At 47.4% G+C, this 19,622-nt stretch carries 23 protein-coding genes; 4 read left to right on the top strand and 19 right to left on the bottom strand.

Annotation, left to right across the window (positions count from 1 at the left end; genetic code table 11):
- Positions 1-185 precede the first annotated feature (185 nt).
- The 6 genes from QCD69_RS17035 to QCD69_RS17010 form a co-directional block, all read right to left on the bottom strand.
- Positions 186-1,361, bottom strand: a complete 1,176-nt coding sequence (locus QCD69_RS17035; protein ID WP_140034326.1) for an STY4528 family pathogenicity island replication protein — start codon at positions 1,359-1,361, stop codon at positions 186-188.
- 83 nt (positions 1,362-1,444) lie between these two features.
- Positions 1,445-1,693, bottom strand: a complete 249-nt coding sequence (locus QCD69_RS17030) for a ParE family toxin-like protein (protein WP_140034325.1) — start codon at positions 1,691-1,693, stop codon at positions 1,445-1,447.
- 70 nt (positions 1,694-1,763) lie between these two features.
- Positions 1,764-2,345 carry a DUF2857 domain-containing protein gene (locus QCD69_RS17025; protein WP_140034324.1) on the bottom strand — a complete coding sequence of 194 codons (582 nt, stop codon included), beginning with the start codon at positions 2,343-2,345 and terminating at the stop codon, positions 1,764-1,766.
- The gene (locus tag QCD69_RS17020) at positions 2,335-3,912 is read right to left on the bottom strand and encodes a ParB family protein (RefSeq protein ID WP_140034323.1); all 1,578 of its coding nucleotides are present in this window, start codon (positions 3,910-3,912) and stop codon (positions 2,335-2,337) included. Before QCD69_RS17020 ends, QCD69_RS17025 begins: the two co-directional genes overlap by 11 nt.
- The gene (gene dnaB-PI, locus QCD69_RS17015) at positions 3,909-5,288 is read right to left on the bottom strand and encodes an SPI-7-type island replicative DNA helicase (RefSeq protein WP_140034322.1); all 1,380 of its coding nucleotides are present in this window, start codon (positions 5,286-5,288) and stop codon (positions 3,909-3,911) included. The genes QCD69_RS17020 and dnaB-PI overlap by 4 nt, the downstream gene beginning before the upstream one ends.
- A 48-nt stretch (positions 5,289-5,336) precedes the next feature.
- Positions 5,337-5,579, bottom strand: coding sequence for a hypothetical protein (locus QCD69_RS17010; RefSeq protein WP_140034321.1), 243 nt, complete (start codon positions 5,577-5,579; stop codon positions 5,337-5,339).
- A gap of 266 nt (positions 5,580-5,845) precedes the next feature.
- Between QCD69_RS17010 and QCD69_RS17005 the strand changes: the two genes are divergently transcribed.
- The 3 genes from QCD69_RS17005 to QCD69_RS16995 are packed head-to-tail and all read left to right on the top strand — an operon-like array spanning position 5,846 to position 7,259.
- The gene (locus QCD69_RS17005) at positions 5,846-6,421 is read left to right on the top strand and encodes a hypothetical protein (protein WP_263055015.1); all 576 of its coding nucleotides are present in this window, start codon (positions 5,846-5,848) and stop codon (positions 6,419-6,421) included.
- Complete coding sequence (locus QCD69_RS17000; protein ID WP_115388365.1) at positions 6,403-6,873, top strand: hypothetical protein; 471 nt, start codon at positions 6,403-6,405, stop codon at positions 6,871-6,873. The genes QCD69_RS17005 and QCD69_RS17000 overlap by 19 nt, the downstream gene beginning before the upstream one ends.
- Positions 6,873-7,259 (top strand): acyl-CoA thioesterase, encoded by a 387-nt coding sequence (locus QCD69_RS16995; RefSeq protein WP_140034319.1) that lies wholly within the window; start codon positions 6,873-6,875, stop codon positions 7,257-7,259. Before QCD69_RS17000 ends, QCD69_RS16995 begins: the two co-directional genes overlap by 1 nt.
- A 32-nt stretch (positions 7,260-7,291) precedes the next feature.
- Here QCD69_RS16995 and QCD69_RS16990 read toward each other — a convergent pair whose 3' ends face one another.
- From QCD69_RS16990 to QCD69_RS16935, 12 genes are all read right to left on the bottom strand, one after another.
- Positions 7,292-9,064, bottom strand: a complete 1,773-nt coding sequence (locus tag QCD69_RS16990; RefSeq protein WP_140034318.1) for a TraI domain-containing protein — start codon at positions 9,062-9,064, stop codon at positions 7,292-7,294.
- A 51-nt stretch (positions 9,065-9,115) separates the two neighbouring features.
- Complete coding sequence (locus tag QCD69_RS16985; protein WP_140034317.1) at positions 9,116-10,531, bottom strand: UvrD-helicase domain-containing protein; 1,416 nt, start codon at positions 10,529-10,531, stop codon at positions 9,116-9,118.
- 162 nt (positions 10,532-10,693) lie between these two features.
- Positions 10,694-11,629, bottom strand: a complete 936-nt coding sequence (locus tag QCD69_RS16980; RefSeq protein WP_140034316.1) for a DUF1281 domain-containing protein — start codon at positions 11,627-11,629, stop codon at positions 10,694-10,696.
- Positions 11,630-11,730: 101 nt separating this feature from the next.
- Complete coding sequence (locus QCD69_RS16975) at positions 11,731-12,717, bottom strand: ArdC family protein (protein ID WP_140034315.1); 987 nt, start codon at positions 12,715-12,717, stop codon at positions 11,731-11,733.
- A gap of 74 nt (positions 12,718-12,791) precedes the next feature.
- Positions 12,792-13,388, bottom strand: a complete 597-nt coding sequence (locus tag QCD69_RS16970; protein ID WP_140034314.1) for a hypothetical protein — start codon at positions 13,386-13,388, stop codon at positions 12,792-12,794.
- A gap of 69 nt (positions 13,389-13,457) precedes the next feature.
- Positions 13,458-14,069 carry a hypothetical protein gene (locus QCD69_RS16965; protein WP_140034313.1) on the bottom strand — a complete coding sequence of 204 codons (612 nt, stop codon included), beginning with the start codon at positions 14,067-14,069 and terminating at the stop codon, positions 13,458-13,460.
- A gap of 81 nt (positions 14,070-14,150) precedes the next feature.
- Positions 14,151-14,759 (bottom strand): hypothetical protein, encoded by a 609-nt coding sequence (locus tag QCD69_RS16960; protein ID WP_140034312.1) that lies wholly within the window; start codon positions 14,757-14,759, stop codon positions 14,151-14,153.
- A 68-nt stretch (positions 14,760-14,827) separates the two neighbouring features.
- The gene (locus tag QCD69_RS16955) at positions 14,828-15,172 is read right to left on the bottom strand and encodes a hypothetical protein (protein WP_140034311.1); all 345 of its coding nucleotides are present in this window, start codon (positions 15,170-15,172) and stop codon (positions 14,828-14,830) included.
- Positions 15,173-15,185: 13 nt separating this feature from the next.
- Entirely contained in the window at positions 15,186-15,527 is a 342-nt protein-coding gene (locus tag QCD69_RS16950) for a hypothetical protein (protein ID WP_140034310.1), read from the bottom strand.
- 93 nt (positions 15,528-15,620) lie between these two features.
- Entirely contained in the window at positions 15,621-15,968 is a 348-nt protein-coding gene (locus tag QCD69_RS16945; RefSeq protein WP_140034309.1) for a hypothetical protein, read from the bottom strand.
- 78 nt (positions 15,969-16,046) lie between these two features.
- Positions 16,047-16,304 carry a hypothetical protein gene (locus QCD69_RS16940; protein WP_140034308.1) on the bottom strand — a complete coding sequence of 86 codons (258 nt, stop codon included), beginning with the start codon at positions 16,302-16,304 and terminating at the stop codon, positions 16,047-16,049.
- 314 nt (positions 16,305-16,618) lie between these two features.
- Complete coding sequence (locus tag QCD69_RS16935; RefSeq protein ID WP_140034366.1) at positions 16,619-17,512, bottom strand: integrase domain-containing protein; 894 nt, start codon at positions 17,510-17,512, stop codon at positions 16,619-16,621.
- Between the two features lie 938 nt (positions 17,513-18,450).
- Between QCD69_RS16935 and QCD69_RS16930 the strand changes: the two genes are divergently transcribed.
- Entirely contained in the window at positions 18,451-19,077 is a 627-nt protein-coding gene (locus tag QCD69_RS16930; protein WP_140034307.1) for a hypothetical protein, read from the top strand.
- A 356-nt stretch (positions 19,078-19,433) separates the two neighbouring features.
- Here the strand turns inward: QCD69_RS16930 and QCD69_RS16925 are convergent.
- A partial coding sequence (locus tag QCD69_RS16925) for a hypothetical protein (RefSeq protein ID WP_301252858.1) occupies positions 19,434-19,622 on the bottom strand: 189 nt, incomplete at its 5' end.

Genomic DNA, 19,622 nt, shown 5'->3' with positions numbered 1-19,622 from the left:
GAAACAGAAAATTTCCGCAGAAAAAGGTGTCGCGCAGCGGAGTGCTGCTTACGTTTCGTACTTTGTTGCAGGCTGCAACACTGCTCACTTTTCGTACTTTGTTGCAGACTGCAACACTGCTTACTTTTTGTACTTTGCTGCAGCGTGCAACACTGAGCGCCTCACACTCTCATCCGGAAGCTGACTTAGTCATTGTCAGAGCGGTCAGAATGAATGTGAGATCGCACACGCTGAATGATGTCCCGCACGCGGGCGTCATTAGTGACCTGCCGGCGCAAAGGCCGTTCGGACTGGACTGGCCGGTACTCAGGCCGGGCGGGTACAGGTTTAGCGATGGATTCCCTCTGCGGCTGGTAAAGCTCGCCCTTTCGCGCTTTCTTGAGCACGGTCAGCATCCATCCCACCGGATTTTGCAGAGTGCCTTCTTTCATGGCCCTGGCGAGGTTTTGCAAAACCAGCTGTGCCTGTTCTGGCTGAAGCGCCTGAAGCTGTGCGCTCAGCATTTTACGGTCTTGCTCACTGAGCAGGCTGGCAAATTTCTCCGGCAGAGCAGATGCCTGCTGTACGTATGTATTTTTAGTATTGTTATTAACAATACGTACGTAACTGTTCGGTTCCCGAACTCTGTTGTTTCCAGGGGCTTTTTCACCGGGTTCGGAATCCGAATCCGGTAATATTTTATAGCCTTTGTCACCGGGTTCGGATTCCGAACCGGGATGCATTAGCTGCATACGATTTTTCATGTCAGAGGGGTTTTGCGCTGCCCCCAGCCGCCCTTCTATAACCGCCAGGTGACTTCGGTGATGACGCATGGCGGGATCAAGGCAAACATCGTTGATAATGGTTTTTGCCGTCTGGCTTATTGTCTTATTGCTGCTAAAGCACGCCTCCGCTACCGTCTGAAGCCAGCGAGGATCAAGTAACTCGGCATCTGCAAATGCCAGAGGTTCGTCATGCTGCGCATAAATATTTCCCCTTATTCGTCCTTTATCATCTCGAACACGCTTACACAGGCTCAGCCAGCCGGTAATGCGCAGCATAAGCAATACCCGGCTGATGGTTTCTCTGGAGGCTTTACCTTTGCCCGGCGTTGCCAGCTGAAGCTGCAGATCATCATAAGAAGGAAATACCGCGCCATCGTTATGCTGGGCGTGCAGGCGAATAATTATCCAGGCCATTTTATCGAGAGGAGATAACCGGGTATCCAGCAACAATCGTCGGGGAAGTGCATCATGCACGTTACCCATAAACAGCAGCCCGCCGCGCGCAAAGTTGTTTTGCTCTCCCGACTCACGCGCCTGCAGGCGGTCATTCATTTTTTTGACAGCGTGGCTAATCAGGCTGTCATCCGGAAGCTTCATTACTCTCCCTTATGCGGATCGTGGCTATAAAAAACACTTAGCGCTACGCCTGGAAGCGTACCGCTAAGCAGTCTCTCTCGCGTTCAGTTACGAATCGCAGTGTTGTATCTTTCATGATTCATCATTATCCAGGTCTGGCCTTCATCTCTGCTGAGTAAGCGCCAGAAGGGGCCAATATCTATTTTGTAATAACCAGTCTGATTTTCATGGAGCCGCTTAAAGTTACGCTCCCCCTTATAAAAACCGCGTACCGCTCTGGCGGCCTTGTTGCAAATGGCAGATGGAGCCGTAGCCGGCGCTTTCAGACCCGGGATAATTTCATTTAGCTTCACGATGAGTCCCTTAGCTTACTTATTACAGTGAATGTTCATGCCCGCTCTGTCTCAAGCCGCGGGCAGGCTCTTATGCCATTCTTCGACTCGCAGCGGTCAGCTTTTCACTTTCCCATTTACGGATCGTATTCCAGACGGCGGTAAGCGGAATGTTCATTTCCTCAGCCGCAAGCAACATGATTTCAAGACCTTCTTCCGTGTCGCAGGAGACCGTCTTGCCGCTATTATCCCAAATCGACCAGAGCCGGGCGCTCTCATCGTCAGATATGACCGTTCCACGACCGGCACGAACTTTTATGCCGGCAATGCGGCGGCGGGTAGCAACTTCGCTGCTTGGTAGGCCAAAGAAGTGGGACAGCAGCGCAATTGAGCCACCCAAGGCCAGGGCACGATCGAGCCTTTTAAGCCGTGTCTGCTCTGTCCGCGCCTGATTCAGCAGCCGGCTGAGGTTTTCATGGTTTATCTGGAACGACAGCACAGAAACCTCACTGTTACAGATGTAGTGAATATCCTCGATCGTCATATCCTTGAGTGCGGCGATTTCCTCCCCAGTCAACCCCATTTTGTCACAGCGACGAATGAAACCATTTTTAAGCTCCATAACGAGATCGAGCAGAAAACCGTTAGCAGCGCGGGATAAATTAGTGTTCATTGTGCAACCCTTCAGTTGTTAAGGCATAAGTCGGAGCAGCGGCCTGTCGCTGCAGTTCGCGGAGGCGACGAAGCACCCTGACCAGGCGAAATAACGTCAGGGTCATATCGTCATTGAGTAAAGGAGGATGAGATTCAGATGTACCGATCAGCAGATTTACAACGAGCTCCATATTCACGGTGTCAGCACCGGTGCCAGTGAGCGAAGCCAGAAGTAGTGCAGCCGGATGTGAAGTTTCTGCAGATGCCATACGATAACCTGGGGCGTTTTCGTCTTCGCTCGCCGGCTCGAAACCTTCAGCACAGCCTAACGCTTCGCTGATATCCCAGCACAGTCGATAGGCCATGCTTTGCAGATGTTCGATATCGTCCTGAAGGGCATTTATTTGCCAGAAAGAAACATCTGATTGGTTGTTTGCAGTGAAGTCAGCAGACTGAGGTGATTGTCCATCAGTTGCAGTATGTGTTTCAAACGCTGATGAAGCGACTTCTGCATGTACAACCGGAGATGACTCGCTTTGAATATCATCAAGCAAATCAGAGGTTTTAGAGGGAGTCTTCTCTTCTGTAATGTGGAGTTCGTTATTTCGCGGTATATCAGCAGCGATTGGTTCAATCTCTGTTTCTGCCATATGAGCAACTGCCTCATCATTGGCCCCAACAATTGGCACGACTGACGCTTGAGGTTGATGCAAGACCTCCTGCTCAAGATCCCCAGCGTGCAACATTGGTTTTCTGGCGTCTCGAAGTTCCAGCAGCCAACGGTCATAGTCCATTTCATCATCAGGCAGCGCATCAGTCAGATCACCAATAAGCTCGTCAAGGAACATGTCCTGAGACCAGCTTTCAGGATCGTCGAATTTTTGGCAACACCCGCCGTACACCTCTGCGAAGGTTTTAACAGGCTCAATGCCTTTATTAAGGCAGCAGTTGTCCCATACTTTTTCGGCACTTTGCCTGAGCGACAGAAGCTGGTTGATACTTTCTCGTTTAAAACCGGATGTCAGCAGGGTCGGCATCCAGGGAAAAAGATGCTTTAGAGTGTCTTCCATCCGACTTATTGTGGAATAGTGAACGGGCAGACCTTCCTTCGCCAGAATAGCTGACAGCTCACGTAAGGTTGCCTTTCGACCAACCGTTTCCTCGTGAATTTTTCGGACATTCTGCACGCCAAACGCTTTATCGATAAACGTCAGTGACCCGCGCCCTTCATTTTCGGCCAGATGACCAACCAGGCAATTTAATCTGCCAGGCCAGGGTTTAATGGCGCATAAAATCTCATTGAACCGGCTTTCACCCGTTTCTTCCCAAAGCTCTTTAAGAATTGCATACCGGGTGTTACCCCCGTCACTGAACGTCCATATCCCATCGGGAAGGCGTGGGTCACGAGTAACAATCGGCACGGAGGCAAGTCCGCGAGCCCTGATTGACTCTTTTATATAATCGAAGCGAGGATTACGCGTTTTGCGCGGATCGTCAGGATTAGGACGTAACTGATCAAGCGTAAACACCCGCGTAAGCGTGCTTTCTACTCCAGCAATTGAACCTTCAGGCAGGATTTTTTTCATCGGGACTGCTTCCTGTCATCGTATCCGAGGTCATAACTGCCTTCAGGGTACTCAGAAAACAGCGTATATTTTCCATCAAACTGCACTTTCAGGGTTCCGGTTGGCCCCTGGCGCTGTTTACTGATGATGATCTCTGCCTGCCCTGCACAGTTAGTGTCGGCGTTATAAACCTCATCTCTGTAGATAAAGCTAATCAGGTCAGCATCCTGCTCAAGCGCGCCGGAATCACGAAGATCGCCATTATTAGGGCGTTTATCAGCGCGTTGTTCTACCTGACGATTAAGCTGGGAGAGCGCAAGCACCGGGCAGCCGAGTTCTTTGCCCAATGCCTTAAGAGAACGTGAAATCTCGGCGATTTCCTGCGTGCGGTTCTCCATGCCAGGACAACGTACCAGCTGCAGATAATCGACCATGATGAGTGAAGGCTGCCCGTACTTACGGATATAACGGCGCGCACGGGTACGAAGCGTTGCCGGGGTTTGGGCGCTGTTATCATCGATGATAAGTCGATTGCGCCATTCGGCCAGTTCGTGAGCCCCTTTACTAATGAGATTCCATTCAGTGTCACCAAGATCACCGCTGCGCAGACGACTAAGCTCTACCTTGCTACGCATGGAAAGCAGCCGCATCATCAGCTGTTCGGTAGGCATTTCAATACTGAAAATGAAAACACTTTGTTTCGGTCGTCCCAGCAATGCGCCAATGCACCAGCTCAGCGCCATAGAGGTTTTACCCATTGATGGCCTGGCGGCCAGCAAAATCAGATCCCCTGGCTGAAGTCCGCAGGACATGTAATCCAGCGCTGCCATACCTGTTGGAGTGCCGGTTATAAAATTGTCTGATCCTGTAGCTGATTCAAGTTTGCTAAGCAGTAAGTCCAGCGCTTCCGTTACTTCGAGCTCTTTTGCATTCTGAAAAACGCCCTGCTCACTTAGTTTGAAAAGGGCATTTTCAGCATGCTCAGCAACCTCCGGCGCGCTAAGGCGATGGTGATGCACGTCGGCAAGAATGGCATTGCCAACCACAAGCAGCTCCCGTAAACGACTTTTCTCCACCATGACGGCGGCATAGCCCATAATGTTGGCAGCTGAAGGGGTATTTTTAGAGAGTTCCGCCAGATAAGCGAAACCGCCACAGCGCTCAAGATCATTACTGCGTTCCAGCTTCTCGCTAAGCGTGATCAGATCAAAAGGCTGGGACGCGGCAGACAATGTAGACATAGCCATATAAATGGCGCGATGCCCGGAAATGAAAAAATCTTCCTTCTTCAGCAGTAGATTGACGTCATCCCATCGATCATTTTCCAGCATCAGCGCACCAAGCACGCACTGTTCCGCCTCAGTCGAAAAAGGTATATCAGTAGCTTTTTCAGGCATGAAATTCCCCTCTACCGTCAAGTAGATATAAAGAAGTAAACAATCAGATTATTTAGTTTTGCGGGCCGTTATTTCATTCACGTAAGTATCTAAATAACGGTCGATCAGGCCTTGTACGAGCTTTGATGACGTCATAACTCTTCCGAACGCGGAGCCGACTGACATAGCAGCCTGCTCGGTTTTGACTCGTCTTGCGGGACCTATGTAAACCAGAGGGGCTAATTTTTTATCGTTTTCGAGCGAGGGCATAGCTACTGACTCCTTGTTAAGTTTTGTTGTGGAATTAGCCATAAATAAAATTCCATATGAAAACGAACTGAGCCCCTGAAATTTTAATGCGCTGCCATGTAAACCGCGCTAACCCTCGCTCAAACAGGTTTGTGTTAAGAAAGAGCAATATTATGATAATGTTAAACACTAAATAACTTTAGAGTTTACATATTAACATTACTAATGAAAAAAACGCAATTATTTTGCGTTCGATTGTTTTTTATTTACCTTTAATGCTTATAAATTTCCTTTAAAATCATAAAATTAATTAGCCTCATGGTGTGTGCATGTTAGATACGATTGGGAAGCGGCTTAAATGCTGTAGAGCTGCAACCGGCACTTCTCCTCAAGAGTTAGTTGCCTATGTTCATGAAAAAAAACTGGACCTGTCTTACACTTCTTACACACGCTGGGAAGCCGGCAGTGCTTTTCCTGTCAAAAAAATCCAGGCACTCAATGTGATTGTTGAATTTTTCAACAAGCATGGGCTTCATGTTGAAACGGAATGGATCTTAACTGGCGAAGGATTTCCTCCTCAGTTTGCTGAATACACCACGCTAGACGAAGACACTCTTTTTATTCTTGCAAGCCGGCAGCTGGCTGATGTTGAGCTGATACAAATTGGCGGCGTCTATGGTGAGCCGTATGTAAATTTCGGAGAGTTCTGCATTGTATCTAATGAGATAAATATCGACCCTAATAATGGTAAGTTGTGTTACATCAGGCATGTTGATGGCATAAAGATAGGGGTTATCTTAGTTTTGGATGAAGATACAATTCAGATTCAAGGCAAAGAAATTATAAATGTAAAAAAAGAGAACGTAATAGAGTGTCGGAGAATAAAGTGGATTCAAAAGAAATAAAAATTAACTTCCATCGTTGTAGTAACGAGGTAATTAATTTTTTAGATAAATTTGAGCGAACCACATACGTATCTACCTTACTTGTAGAGAATAATCTGATCTGTGCTCATCAGAGCAATGGTTACGCAGACTGGGATAACAAGTTTTATTATGAAGGTAAATACAAAGACAGTCTTCTGATAAAAATAGGTATCGAATTAACCAAGATTCGGAAGGGTGATGTTAGCACAGTTATATGGGATGAAGCCCTTAAGATTGACAAAGATAACATTATCGACAAACAGCGTCGCGAGCATAATATTTATCATGGCATAAGCTTTATTTACGGCATTGAGGACAATGTAAGTATGGCCCTCAATGTCTGCACTGGAGAAGACACATCGCAAAAGGAGTTCGAAAATTTGATGCTCCCAATGCGCTTTGCGCTTCTGAATTATTTTAAGGATTTATAATGTTTACTAAAGATTTTACTGTTGACGAAAAACATGTTGATTTTCAAGGTGTTGTTGACGGACTTTACTATCCATTCTATATGGAATGGACGCGCCATGCGTTTATGAAAGATGAGCTTGGTCTGGATCTGGAGCAGGAATTCACTGAAGGTAGAATTCACATGATTCTTGAGTACACGATGAAATTCAAGAAAAGCCTGCAAAAAGCTGATGAAATGCAGGTCACATGCTCCGTTGCGGAAAATGAAAAAAAGAACCGTATCAATTTCGTTCAGCAGATATTAGTAAATGGTTCAGTGTATGCAGAGGCTGTATTTGTAGCAACCTGCCTTGTTAAAGGGCGCCCGTCTGTCCCTGATGTCGTAAAAAACGCTCTCGCTAATTGATATTAAGGGAATCCTTTCGGATTCCCTATTAACTAAACATCTATAAATATATATTTTCCATCCCCGCTGGTAAATTCACTCTTCCCTAATACCTTTGAAGACTTCAACATATAACCGCTTTTTTTCTTAAACTTCCCCTGAAATTCAACCTCTTCATATATACGAGCCCTAAAAAAACGATTGTCATTTTTAGAATGTAAAATATTCATTTTCTCTATTGCTGATTGTACTTTCCTTTTATCTACTTCAAGAGAGTTAGAATTGATAAATTTGAATATGGTGTCAGGTAACGATACGAATAAGAATCCACTTACTGTATGCACTAAGCTTTCATTCTCATTAATACTCAGGTCTCCCCTTTCAATCCCCTCTGATAGCCATGAAATAAACTGGGGACCTAAATCATTAATGTCAGTTATATTATTTTTTGGTTCTTCAATGACTGATATAAGATTTTCATCATTTAATTTTTCCTTAACGCAAATTTCCAGTTCTTCCCCCTGGGTAACAGTATCTTCCAAGTCTAAATTATTGCTTTTTACTGTAGGATCAACGGCTAGGTATGCCTCCTTTACGAGAGGTACTGGCTCCAGTTTTGACTCCTGCGAATTTTCCGAAAAAGCGGATGCGTGAATAGGCATTTCAGCATGGTGGTCTGTGTCTAATCCTTTGTCATCCTTGTCTTTATCAACAGCAAACATGCTAAGTAAAAGAGCGGTGTCGTCCTCCTGAACCTGAGCAGTGTCCTCCGACACCTTTTGCTCTGGCTCTGTATTTTCTATGCCTTGTTGCAGTTTATCTGGGACCAGATTTAGGTCAGTTTCAGAATGTGGTAAAGCTGATGAGAGCAAAGCGTCCAGATTATCTGCAAGTTCTGGATTAGCAGATAGATCCTCCCCTGAAGATGTCGAGCCGAGTTCGTGGCTCTTCGCAATGCTTTCATCAATTGCAGGTTCCAGACTCGCTCCTGAAGCTGTCAGACTTAGCGTATCTTCTAAGCCTGGAATCGGCGATGTCTCCTTAGTAGAAGGATGACTTTCTGCTGTCGCCAGTGTGTGGTTTAAAACACCTGGAGCATGCAGTTCAGGTGAGCCCACCAGTTCCCTTGCCTTTGCAATGATCTCCTCAATTAAAGGTATTCCACTTACTCCCTGATGCATCAGAAGAGTCATAGCCTTAAAAGCAGCAGGTTTGGAAGAAAGCCATAAAACTCCGTCTTGCGGCAAAAGTCGGGCGGCGATAAATGTTGCTAATGGCTGTCCACTGGCATTGCCGGCATCTTTAGCAATATTCCGGAACCTGAAAATACTGTCTGGTGCTTTAACCCCGGGAGGCCAGGAACTACCATCCAAAAGCTCGCCTTCGTAGTGAGCCAGTAATGGCAGATGATGGAATAACGCCGCCCAAAAAATCACAGCATTCCATAAAGAATTTTGCGCCGCCTGCTCCTCAGGAGCAGCTCCGGGTGGAAACATATACCCCTTCGCTAATCTGACGCTGTAGGCTGTAAACTTGATCGTCAAATCAAGATATCCGCCTTCTGAGCTCCATTCTCCAGTTGAAGTGGCTGGGACATTCTGGGTAGTTTGCGCGAGCGTTCTGAGGGGTTCCAGATAAAGTCTTTCATACACATTTTCAGGAAGCGAAGTGTTATCCCAGAGCTGTTTTAAAAGCTTTTTTCTGTGTGGCAAAGCCAGCAGCTCAGCGCCTGTGGAAGGTGTAAAGTATCCTGAAGGAGATTTTTTTGCTGAACTGTCTTCAGCTGCATCCTTACCTGAAAATAAATTTTTCAGCTTGTTTAACATACTGAAATCCTGAGAAGTTGGTGTTGGTTCGTAAGAGCTATACAGAGGGATTTATGGCGTTTGTTTGACGACTTGCCTGACTATTTCATTGAGAATCAGCATTTTTCTGGCCCGTGTCGCTGCAACGTAGAGCAAGTTCAGCTCATCTCTTCTATCTTCTGCGCTTATCAGCGGATTATTGATGTCATTAAAATCGTCGTTAAGAACGACCGTATCCCATTCCAGGCCCTTACTGCGATGAGCCGTTACTACTGTTAAATCCGCGTCGCTTTCGTTATGTGCTATCTGTCGCTTCAAAATTACGAGTTTCTGCGGAAGTGGAAAGTACATTTCCAGCAGCTTTATAGCCTGCCCCATATCTGCATCTTTTGTAGCTTTTGCTATCGCTTTGTACTCCTCAAAATCCCTGTAATCTTTGGTAAGCAGCGACTTTTGCATTCGCTCAGGCATATCAACTGAGAACCAATATAAATCCTCCAGATCCTCGACCCTATATCCTTCGATACCGCCTATCCATAAGACTCTTTTTCCTGCAAGGCTTGCCGTAAGCGCTGCCCAAATAACGCCGGCTATCGTTCTGCTGATCACACAGTGATGTTCTGCATTCTCCGGAAGCGTATCAGCAATACTGTCTTCACCACCGCAGCCAGTGACTTTCCGTTTTTCTCCTGCCTCTCTCAATAATGCATTTGCCACTTCTGCTACAGCCGGTCCGAACCTAAAGCTGTTTGTTAGCCAGAGTCGATCTGCGTCTGCCAGCTCATTTGCATTAAGAGCATTTTCAGCCCCCCTGAAACGGTAAATCTGTTGATACTGGTCACCGACCAGAATGACGCTACATCTCTGATTAAGCACAAAATGACTGGTCACAGGATTAGCATCCTGAGCCTCATCAAAAAGGATGAGATCCCATTTCAAACTAAGATCTGGAGTTGAAAGCTGGAATAGTTTCAGATAGGTATCGTGTGTAACGGGAAAGCGGGAGTCAGAGCAGCTCATTTCTCGCCATAAAACCTGTACGGCACCCAAAATTTTGCCAGCATCAAGGCCGCTACGATCGTTTTCATCAGGCAAATGAGCAAGACTCGGAGCTAAATCAGCACTGTAGAGGAAGTTATTCAGCGAAGTGAGGCATGCTTTTGCAAGAGGCCAGTATCGTGAGTTCAACAGCTTTGCAACGTCGGTTATGCGAAGAGACGTAGTAAGTCGATGCTGAAAGAAACGACCGAACTGGGACCAGGCAAGCTGATGCGACGTTTTGCATTCAACATTGAAAGGAAAACGGCGTTCAGCCTCATCCCGGATGGCACGATTATATGCCAGATACAGCATTCGCCGCTCTGGGTTCGCTCTTGCGAACGCTTCAAGCGTTGATGTTTTTCCGGTTCCGGCAAAAGCACCCACAACAAGCTTGTTTCCCGTCCACGTAATGATTCTTTCCTGCTCGGGAGTCTGATTAAAAGACATAGCTCGGCAACCTCTGACAATTGGGTGTCACAAGGCTGCCGGTTTTGAGGGGGATAAACGACCATAAACTGAATGTTGAAATTTAATATTTTCTTCTTCAGCTTTTTTCCAAATACCAGACAATAAAAACGCCTCCGAGGAGGCGTTATGGTTCAGGCAGCGTTATAAAGCGGCGAACGATGACTGCGCGCTGTTCACGGCTTCAGGTTCATCCACATTATCAGGAACGACTACCTCTTCTACTTCCGCGGCCAGCTCGTCGATAGTGACTTCGCCACTGCTGACGTGTTGCCCCCGATCGTAACAATCGAAACCTTCAAGTTCATGGGCGGGCTCGCTGTACCAGTGACGAACCTCGCAATCGAACATTGCCGATAGTGCGGCCACTGATTCACCAGACGGCGGAAACCAGGGTGAGTCGAAGGACAGCTTTATGCTGTTTATCCCTTCACGCTGAAAGCGGACGTTATGGCCGGCGGGCCATTCCATTCCGTACAGCCGACAGTAAAGACTGGTTGCCGTAGACATACCGGCCAACAATCCACCGCTCCCGTTTATCTCAGCCGCAAGCCGGCTGGGAATAATCTGCAGCAGATCGCAGGGCTGAGATCGTTCGGGAAACTGCCCGAGTTTTTCCCAGCACAACGCAAAGTCAATGTCTCGCGAAAGGGACGCTACACCAAACCAGTCGGCATACCGATCTTCCATAAGCCTGCCAATATGTCTGCGCGACAACTCTGGAATGCTTTCCCACTTTATGGCGCCAATACCCGACTGATGATAAACACGATTTATCGACCGGATATGATGACCGTCCAGGGGTACGTCTTTTTTCAGATATTCCAGCCACTGTTCATATGCCTGATTAGCCAGCGTATTCTGCCCGACCCCAAATTTTATAAGCTCCGGGAAGGGTGAAAAAGATGCCGTTTTAACGGGGCGGAGCAGGCCGCTATAGCCAGCAAGGAAAATTTTTATGCTCTGCATAACGGCATGACGGTAAAGAGGCTCTGTTTCGCCTTTTATCCATTCCTCCGCAACGGCCAGAAGCGGAGATTTACCGGTAATTTCAAAATGATTTCTGCACCAGTCAGACATGGTTGATTTCCTCTCAGGTAAAAAAAGAGGGCATCATCCCGTGAGGAATAATGCCCTCACGGGATGGCAGCGCGCGAAGTGAGCGCTACCGGTTTGTTTAATTAAGCAGCCTGGGCCGCTTTTTCAGTTGACTGCAGTAAAAAATCTGACGCTTCTCTCGCGTGCCGGCAGGCACGAAAAAGGGCTTTTTTGTCCTCTTTAAGCGCCTTCAGCCAGGAGTCGATATAGCTTTCATGCTGGACCTCACCATAAACGCCAAGCTGGGCGCAGAGAAACGCGCTGCCCATTTCAGCTATCAGCTCCTCAAATGCATAAACCGGATCGCCAAACTTTCTGGATGATTTGGTTATGCCTTCGCGGTTGAGTCGTTTCTCATGGCCTGATGCATGCACCATCTCATGCAGCAGCGTGGACCAGTAATCGGCCTCGGTAAAAAATTGCTTCGCCTCCGGCATCACAATTCTGTCTGTGCCAGGGCTGTAGTAGGCGCGATCCTGTAAACGAATGCTGATAGCCACGCCTGCGGCATCGATCAGTTCCATTATTCGCTGTTCGGTCGGCCAGTGAAGCCCGCCCTGCTCATCTTCATCAGGAGAGGCATGCGGTATATCAACAGCAGATTCGGGTAACCCGTCACACTGATCGACGTTAAACAGGAAGTTGGGCTTTATCATCACCCGCGACTCCATCAGCGGATTACCTTCGGCGTCGAAACGCAGGTTTCCACTGAGGTCTTCAGCCTGTTTTTCAAAAGGCTTGAAGATAACGGCCTGCGCGCAGGTTTCACCCTTGCGAACCTGGCCGCCCATGTCCTGAGCCTGTTTGTACGTCACCCAGCGATCCGTTTTGTACCCCTTCTCTTCGGCCTCAAGCCAGAGAAGCAGAACGTTAACACCGCTGTAGGCGCGCCCCGTCGATGCATTGACCGGCAGCGGGCCTGCTGCGGCGTACTTCTGTGTCGTGCGCCACGGTTTTTTCCATGGCGCGACGCCTTTCTCAAGTGCCTGCACGATGCGATCCGTTACCTTCTGATAAAGATCGACGGTTTCTGTTTTCTTGGCGCGACGCGCTTTGACTGGTTTCTTCACGGGATACTCCTTCAGTAAAAAAAGGGCGTATCCCTCCCCTGATGGGCGAGAAATACGCCCGTCAGGGTAAGTTTTTAACGCACCGGAGAAATGATCTTTCCGTCGGCGGTTATGCTGTTTAGTCGCGACCGGAGTTGCCGCCTGGAATGATAAAAATCGTGGTGGTCATGCCGCTTACTGTCAGTAAACATTGCTTCTTCAAGCATTGAAGCTGCCGAACCGAACCACCGGGCCCGCTCTTCGTCGCAACTGCAGTCACAAAAATCCGCAGTCCTCATCAGGTCCATCCGTTCACGGAACAGCCCGAGTTTATGCTGACTGAGCCAGCTGATGGTTTTACGCTTCAGCTGATAGGTTGAACGGACAGACAGAACAACCACCTTGTCTGCAGGCGTTATGGGACTGAAAAAGGTAGGGTCATCTACAGTGAGAGCGTACGTCTCAGAGATCTGACCAAAATTCAGTTCGACCTGCACGCCCGGGTCGGCACTCCCTCCGCTGTATTCCAGGGCATAAATGCGCTCTTTGCGGTAGAAAAGCTGACCTGGTAATCCGTTCCTGAATTCCAGGAACAAACCTTCCTGCGAACAGATAACAAGCCTGACTGACATAGCCTGATGGTAGGTTTCATGAAACAGCTGCGCGAGCGCGTCGCTGTTGAAAGTAAACATTGGATCACCTGCTGTAATAGCGGGATCTGTCTCCTTACGGAGAGCAAACACCGGAAGGATAGGTATAGGTCAGTCGTTGTGCTGCTGAGCAAGCCAGAACTCAATGCCTGATATAGCTTCCCACTCTTCAGTGGTGACCTGCTTACCGGGACCGGAGGTTTTTACCAGCAGCAGGTGTTCAATTGCGCCAGGTATAACAAACGATGCCGGTATTTTTTCAGGTGCTTTGGTGAACATATCCATATTCCATGCCAGCCATCGCTGCGCGAAAAGCCAGTTTTGTGGACAGGAACTGGTTATGTGATAGCTGTCCGGGCATAGGTTATGCAGAAGAACCAGCACGATGCGCACGAATAAATCCTGTTTGCATCGCTGGCTCTCCACTTTGCGGTACGGCCGAAAATTATCCGAAAGCGTCTGCCTGAGGTAAAACGGATTGAGGCAGTAGCCTTCACCGTCCTTGTGGTTAAACGTGACTGAACCCTCGTCATCAAAAAGTTCTGACGCGCGGTTCATGTCAAAACCCAGCTGTTTATAAGGCCGGAGCTGAGCGGGAAGAAGCCAGAATGCTTCTTTAACTGCGTCGGTAAATCTGAACCACTGTTCATCATTTATGGACGCTCCCTGCTCAAACTGGTAGACGCCTGGAAGGACCAGATGCTCGGTTGGTATATGTGTCATGGTGAATCTCCATTAAAAACGGGGATTTACCGCCCACAGGGAGGTAAATCCCCGTTGGGTTAAGTTAAATCGATTGCCGGATCAGCGTTTGCGGGTTTTCTGTTCTTCGAGTGTGAACTCAAGTTCTGAAACCAGTCCCCAGTCAGCCGTCGTAAACGGACGTTCACCTCCGGAAACGCTTCTGATAAGCAGTTCATCAGCTGCGCCGGTAATGAAACCTTCCATGCTGAAAGACTGAGGAGCATCACTGCCATCAATCAGTTGGTGTCGTATTGCCCAGCGAACAGGAAGCGCCCAGCTGACGCCGCCGGCTGATGACGTTATCTCAAAGCAGCCTGAGCAATGGTGATACAGCATTAGCAGCGCAATCCGCGTGAAAAAGTCGATGGGCTGACCTTCCGTTTCAATACGCAAATCAGGGCTCGTATCCCGGGTAAACATCACGCTTTGAGATATGTAATTCCCTTCGTCTTTTCCAACGAATTCAAAAGCATCAGGGTGAGTAAACATCAAAGATGCACGTTCCAGACGTGTACCGTCAGTTGGCGAGCACGGACGGAGATGTACCGGTAACAGCCAGAATGCTTCAGTGACCGCCAGGGTAAAACTGTGCCACTGGCTAGGGGATATCCATCCGCTCTGCTTCACGGTATAGGTAACGTGTTGGGGCGGTACGGAGATTGGTGTCATGATAAATCCTCAAAAAAAGGGGATTTATCCCCCTGATGGGGAATAAATCCCCACAGGGTTAAGTCAGATTAGAAAGATTCTAATCGGCCAATTGCCAGATCGCCCAAGCCTTCAGAACGTCCATTTAAGGAAATCCGTTCATGCAAAGAGCGGTCAAGCCTGATGCTCATGGCACGGATGGAGTCAACCAAATCAGCACAGCCAGAACTGAGAAAACGATCCTGAACCATACCGAACTCAAGGTTGTATATGACGTTGATCTGAACAGCTATCGTGAAGGGCAGCTCACCGTATAGGTGCACCTGCTCGTCAAGATCGTCCAGACCAAATCGCTGATAGGCTAATGCCGTAAGCATGTCGCACTCGTATTTAGCTAACTGCAGCATATCTGCCAGGTTTGTTGAAATAGTCATATTCCACGTCCCTTTACTGATATGCATAACGCAGGTTTGCCATCTGATTCGCCAGCTTCAGTGCAAAACGGCGAGCCTGACGGTAAGAGCGGAATACCTCATCCGGCTTTTTCAAAGAACCAAACCGGTGATTACCGTAAAACGTGCCGGAACGAGTAAGTATGCCGGCCGTCCATTTTCCTGAAGGTAACTGATGAACCTGAACCTTAAAGCTGAGTGAGCCAGTCCGGTTCGTTATCCACTCTTCTTTTCTTTTGCCGGCCGCAACGCGATCCCTCAGGGATAAAGCTGTAGCGAAGGCTGCTGAAAAGATGCCTTTTATGGAAAGGGAGGTTGGTAATAAAAGGGTAATCATGGTGTTTCTCCTGTAAAACGGGAAACACCTGCCCTGTCGGGAAAGATGTTTCCCGAGGGGGTCCGCTGAGCGGATGGATGGTTAAGAAAGTAATCAGTCCTGACCCGTTAAGACGGTAAGTGTCGCCAGTGCTGACGTTGCCATTTGCGCCGTTTTACGGGCCGCTCTGAACGTATGAAACTCACCGTGACGGCTGTGCACAAATGCTTCCGACGGCTGTCCGTCGATCATCTTACGGGCCATAACAATGGCGTGGTAACGACGATCGTCAAACCAGACGTGGGAGCGGTATTCATGCAGACCGGAGGGTGAGGCAAGCCAGGGCGTTCTTCTGATAGCAGCTTTGAGTCGGGGACAGTCTGAAACAACGCGAGTTGTGGCAGAACGGGCCAAATCAAACGGTTTGCTGAGCTCAGTAAGAAACGAACGGATAAGTGACATGATTTCTCCTGAAAACGGGAGAAACATGAGCCCGCTCGGGAATGTTTTCCCGAAGGACGTAAGGCCGAAGCCGGATAGTTAAGAAACTACATGTACCCCGTTTATTTCCTGTGCGAGAGTTTGTATTGAGCACACCAAATCTGCACAGGCCGGGGCAAGAAAATGTCCTATATCAATTCCGTACTCGAAGGTGAAAATAGCGATTTCACTATCGATATGCACTTCATGATTAGGATCATCTATGCCGAGTTTTTTATAAGCTAATGCAGTGAGCAATTCGCTCTCGAATTCAGCTAATCTCAGCATATCGGACAGAGTTGTTGATAGATTCATCATAGGTATAGTTTCTCACGATAAATGGAGAAACATTAGCCCGATCGGGAATGTTTCCCCGAAGGACAAAGGCCGAAGCCGGATAGTTAAGAAACCTCGATCGTCACGCATTAGGAGCGAAAACTGACGATATCTGCTTCCAGAGGTGAGCAGATGTACCACACTTTACGTGTACTTCCTTGCAGGCTTTGGAAGTGTTCGTTTGTAGCTACCCGAAGGCGGTCATCTCAAGCTACGAGACCATTGGTGGTTGTCCGAAGACAACGTGCGAAACAGTTTAATAATAACGTTTATTGTACTTATTGTTCAAGAAAATATTATTCATCATTGATCATTCGATTATATACGCGGGCAACATATGCACCCCGCCCGTCGCCATGCCCAAGATCCATTGAAACAAGCGCCTCAGCCTCCTTACGACTCATTCCATTTTCAACATGAAAATTAACAGCGTCACGAGCATAAGCATATCGCAGGCTGTGCGGGGCATTAACGCCGGTCATACCATTTTCTCTTAGAACATTATGAAAACGGTCGAGCGACTGATGAAGGGTAGGTTTATTAATCAGTCTTCCATTATTTTCATTTGCATAAGAAATGGCTTGATTCAATAAGTGCATGACTTTCTCACGCTCAAATATTGTGACGTCCCGTGCCCGCCCACCTTTTGATCCAAAAACAACGCTTATTTTATTTTCACCGGCAGCTAAAGTTTGCTTCCAGGTTTTCAGGGATTTTGCTGACTGGACAACTTCTTCTGCACGAAGACCTATATATCTTGCAAGCTGAACACCGATCGCCACTCCTTCATCTTTGAGCGAGACAGCAGCCACGATTTCGGCCAGTCTTTCATCAGTAATTGCAATTTTCTTCCCTTCCCTGCTCGCCCCTGAAATATTCAGCGCCTCATTGCTTAACTTTTCATGCGAGGGATTAGCAAGGATATTTCTGCCTCCCTGTGAAAGCACAGACCGAATAGCAGCCATTTCATTCTGCAGCGTTCGGGAAGATATATTCTCTTCCTGTCGGCTTCTTATATAATTCTCGATATGCTTTGTTTTAACATGGCTTACGTCCCGAATCTGAATATTAAGGGTTGCTAGTCGCTCCGAAAAGCGGCTGGCAATCTTAGAACGATCTGAAACAGTTTTAAAACTTCCTCCGCCCTGGCGTGCCAGCGTCACGAGTTGTTTACTTAATTTATTGGACATATTCACCTCTGCCAGAATCCAGAACATTCAGCACGCCTGTGCTGACCGTTCTGTAACTCTGTGCGCTTACATCTCTTCCCCGACGGCGTGGTTGCCTTTGCGCTTCCTGCGGCTCAACTGGTATCTGTGCATCGGGGCGGCGAAATGTTGAGTTCTTGCGAGGCTTCCCCAGGTCTCTGACCTGTTTGCGGCTTGCGCCGTGCTGACGTGAGTCAGTCTGCCTCCGTACATCAGTTTCCTGATGTCGCCATCGATACCGAGTCGATCATTCTCCTTCTAGTTAAACGCCCCTGACGTTTCGTTCGTCAGTGCCGCGTTGTGGTTAATAAATAGCCAGAGTTGTTCTGAAAACACGTACTACGTGCACGTCAGATTGTACCGGCCCGTTGAAAACCGCACTGTACGTGGGTTTGGACGTTATGCGCTGCGCGCGTCACTTTGTTCTCGTTTCACTCGAACCAAAGTGACGCCGCGCAGCTTCATGCTCCTAATGCGTCTTCCGCAAGCGCCCAAATGTTCCAAATGGGCTTATGCGTCATAGCAAAAGTCGGATGCAGCTCAGGCCGTACACCTGAAAAGCTTCATAACGGAAGTGTGCGAAGCAGCATAAGCTATGCCGTTCGTGAGATGCCTGGCGTATGTAAAAGCCGTGGCTGAGATGTGTATATAAACCTTCATCGTCTGCGACATAGATGCGCTGTTAAAGACGATATCCGCTTCCAAAGGTGAGCAGATTTACCACGCTTTTGCGTTCTCCCTTTCAGGCTGCGGGAGTGTTTCTTGTAGCTACCCGAAGGCGATCCTCTCAAGCTACCGGACCATTGGTGGTCGTCATCGACGACATAGAACAGTTGAAAATATATCAATCAATCTGTAGAAATGTCAAACGTTAGATTTGCAATTAATATATACAACAAAAATCAATCACAGGAGGAACCGTGAATATTGAATGGTTAAGAGGAATAAGCTTTATATTACCAGCAGCTGCAATGGCTCTTAATTTTTCTGCAAGATTTAAAAAGCTTACAAATGAGAGGATATCTGTTTTTAAAGATATAAAGCCACTTTGCGCAGCGATAGAAATGGAACCCTATGAGATAAAAGCGATTGACAAGGAAATAAGAAATCTGATTCTACTTGAGGCAACAGGAATAAGAGACCCCCTTTTGGCGCGGCAGCATTTGAAAATACTAAGCTGTAATGATGTTACTGATATTCAAAAGTCGAGAATTAAGAGACTTGCACACTGCATTGATCAAGAAACTAATAACACCGCAAATGAAAATAAAGAGGTAACATTCAAACTTAACAAGAGCAAGTATATTAAAAAGAGGAATGAAGGCGCTGGATTTTTAATTACATTTCTGGCTACTTACTACATCTTTTTCTTTTGTTCTTTTACGGTTCCCGAAAAGGATGTTGTAGTAGCTATAGGAATGTTTATCACATCCATTGTACTTTTAGTTCCTATATTAGTAACAGTTGCCACATACCCCATGTACGGATTTTATAAGAAAAACAAAGAAATCATAGATTCATTGAATAGATTTCGCGATGAAAGTTAAGATTTAATCAGGCGTTGGTAGCAACTACCGACAGATGAATTTTATTATTAACTTGAGGGTATTAATTTTTAACAATCAATAACAATGAAGGAAATAAAATAGTCATAAAGTGGCTATGAATTTTCCGACAATTGCATTTTTAATGTAATTATCATTATTGTGCAGTATTACACTACTGAGGCGTTTAGTTTCACTGTATTAACAGTATGCAGGCCGGCCTAGAAATTCCCGCTAATTTTTCTGCCGGATTTAACAAGTGCAGCGCCGTGTAGGCCGGTATGGGAATCGCCCCTACATTTTCTGCCAGGTACTGCCAGTTCAGCGCAATAAAGGCCAGTATGGGAATAGCCCCTACTTTAGCTATTGCAGGCTGATATGGGAAACAGCCCTACTTCCGGACGCGCACGCACCGCAGCTGGTACGCCGGCGCGGGATATGGGAAACAGCCCTACTTCCGGACGCGCACGCACCGCAGCTGGTACGCCAGCGCGGGATATGGGAAACAGCCCTACTTCCGGACGCGCACGCACCGCAGCTGGTACGCC

It is taken from the genome of Erwinia sp. PsM31, assembly GCF_030433775.1.
GTDB classification, from domain to species: domain Bacteria; phylum Pseudomonadota; class Gammaproteobacteria; order Enterobacterales; family Enterobacteriaceae; genus Erwinia; species Erwinia aeris.
The sequence above is the reverse complement of the archived record's forward strand: the minus strand, read 5'-3'. Positions and strand labels throughout refer to the sequence as shown.

Coding starts and splice junctions, on each gene's coding strand:
- QCD69_RS17035 (WP_140034326.1), bottom strand. CDS start 1,361: ATGAAGCTTCCGGATGACAGCCTGATTAGCCACGCTGTCAAAAAAATG.
- QCD69_RS17025 (WP_140034324.1), bottom strand. CDS start 2,345: ATGAACACTAATTTATCCCGCGCTGCTAACGGTTTTCTGCTCGATCTC.
- QCD69_RS17020 (WP_140034323.1), bottom strand. CDS start 3,912: ATGAAAAAAATCCTGCCTGAAGGTTCAATTGCTGGAGTAGAAAGCACG.
- dnaB-PI (WP_140034322.1), bottom strand. CDS start 5,288: ATGCCTGAAAAAGCTACTGATATACCTTTTTCGACTGAGGCGGAACAG.
- QCD69_RS17010 (WP_140034321.1), bottom strand. CDS start 5,579: ATGGCTAATTCCACAACAAAACTTAACAAGGAGTCAGTAGCTATGCCC.
- QCD69_RS17005 (WP_263055015.1), top strand. CDS start 5,846: ATGTTAGATACGATTGGGAAGCGGCTTAAATGCTGTAGAGCTGCAACC.
- QCD69_RS16995 (WP_140034319.1), top strand. CDS start 6,873: ATGTTTACTAAAGATTTTACTGTTGACGAAAAACATGTTGATTTTCAA.
- QCD69_RS16990 (WP_140034318.1), bottom strand. CDS start 9,064: ATGTTAAACAAGCTGAAAAATTTATTTTCAGGTAAGGATGCAGCTGAA.
- QCD69_RS16985 (WP_140034317.1), bottom strand. CDS start 10,531: ATGTCTTTTAATCAGACTCCCGAGCAGGAAAGAATCATTACGTGGACG.
- QCD69_RS16980 (WP_140034316.1), bottom strand. CDS start 11,629: ATGTCTGACTGGTGCAGAAATCATTTTGAAATTACCGGTAAATCTCCG.
- QCD69_RS16970 (WP_140034314.1), bottom strand. CDS start 13,388: ATGTTTACTTTCAACAGCGACGCGCTCGCGCAGCTGTTTCATGAAACC.
- QCD69_RS16965 (WP_140034313.1), bottom strand. CDS start 14,069: ATGACACATATACCAACCGAGCATCTGGTCCTTCCAGGCGTCTACCAG.
- QCD69_RS16960 (WP_140034312.1), bottom strand. CDS start 14,759: ATGACACCAATCTCCGTACCGCCCCAACACGTTACCTATACCGTGAAG.
- QCD69_RS16955 (WP_140034311.1), bottom strand. CDS start 15,172: ATGACTATTTCAACAAACCTGGCAGATATGCTGCAGTTAGCTAAATAC.
- QCD69_RS16950 (WP_140034310.1), bottom strand. CDS start 15,527: ATGATTACCCTTTTATTACCAACCTCCCTTTCCATAAAAGGCATCTTT.
- QCD69_RS16945 (WP_140034309.1), bottom strand. CDS start 15,968: ATGTCACTTATCCGTTCGTTTCTTACTGAGCTCAGCAAACCGTTTGAT.
- QCD69_RS16940 (WP_140034308.1), bottom strand. CDS start 16,304: ATGATGAATCTATCAACAACTCTGTCCGATATGCTGAGATTAGCTGAA.
- QCD69_RS16935 (WP_140034366.1), bottom strand. CDS start 17,512: ATGTCCAATAAATTAAGTAAACAACTCGTGACGCTGGCACGCCAGGGC.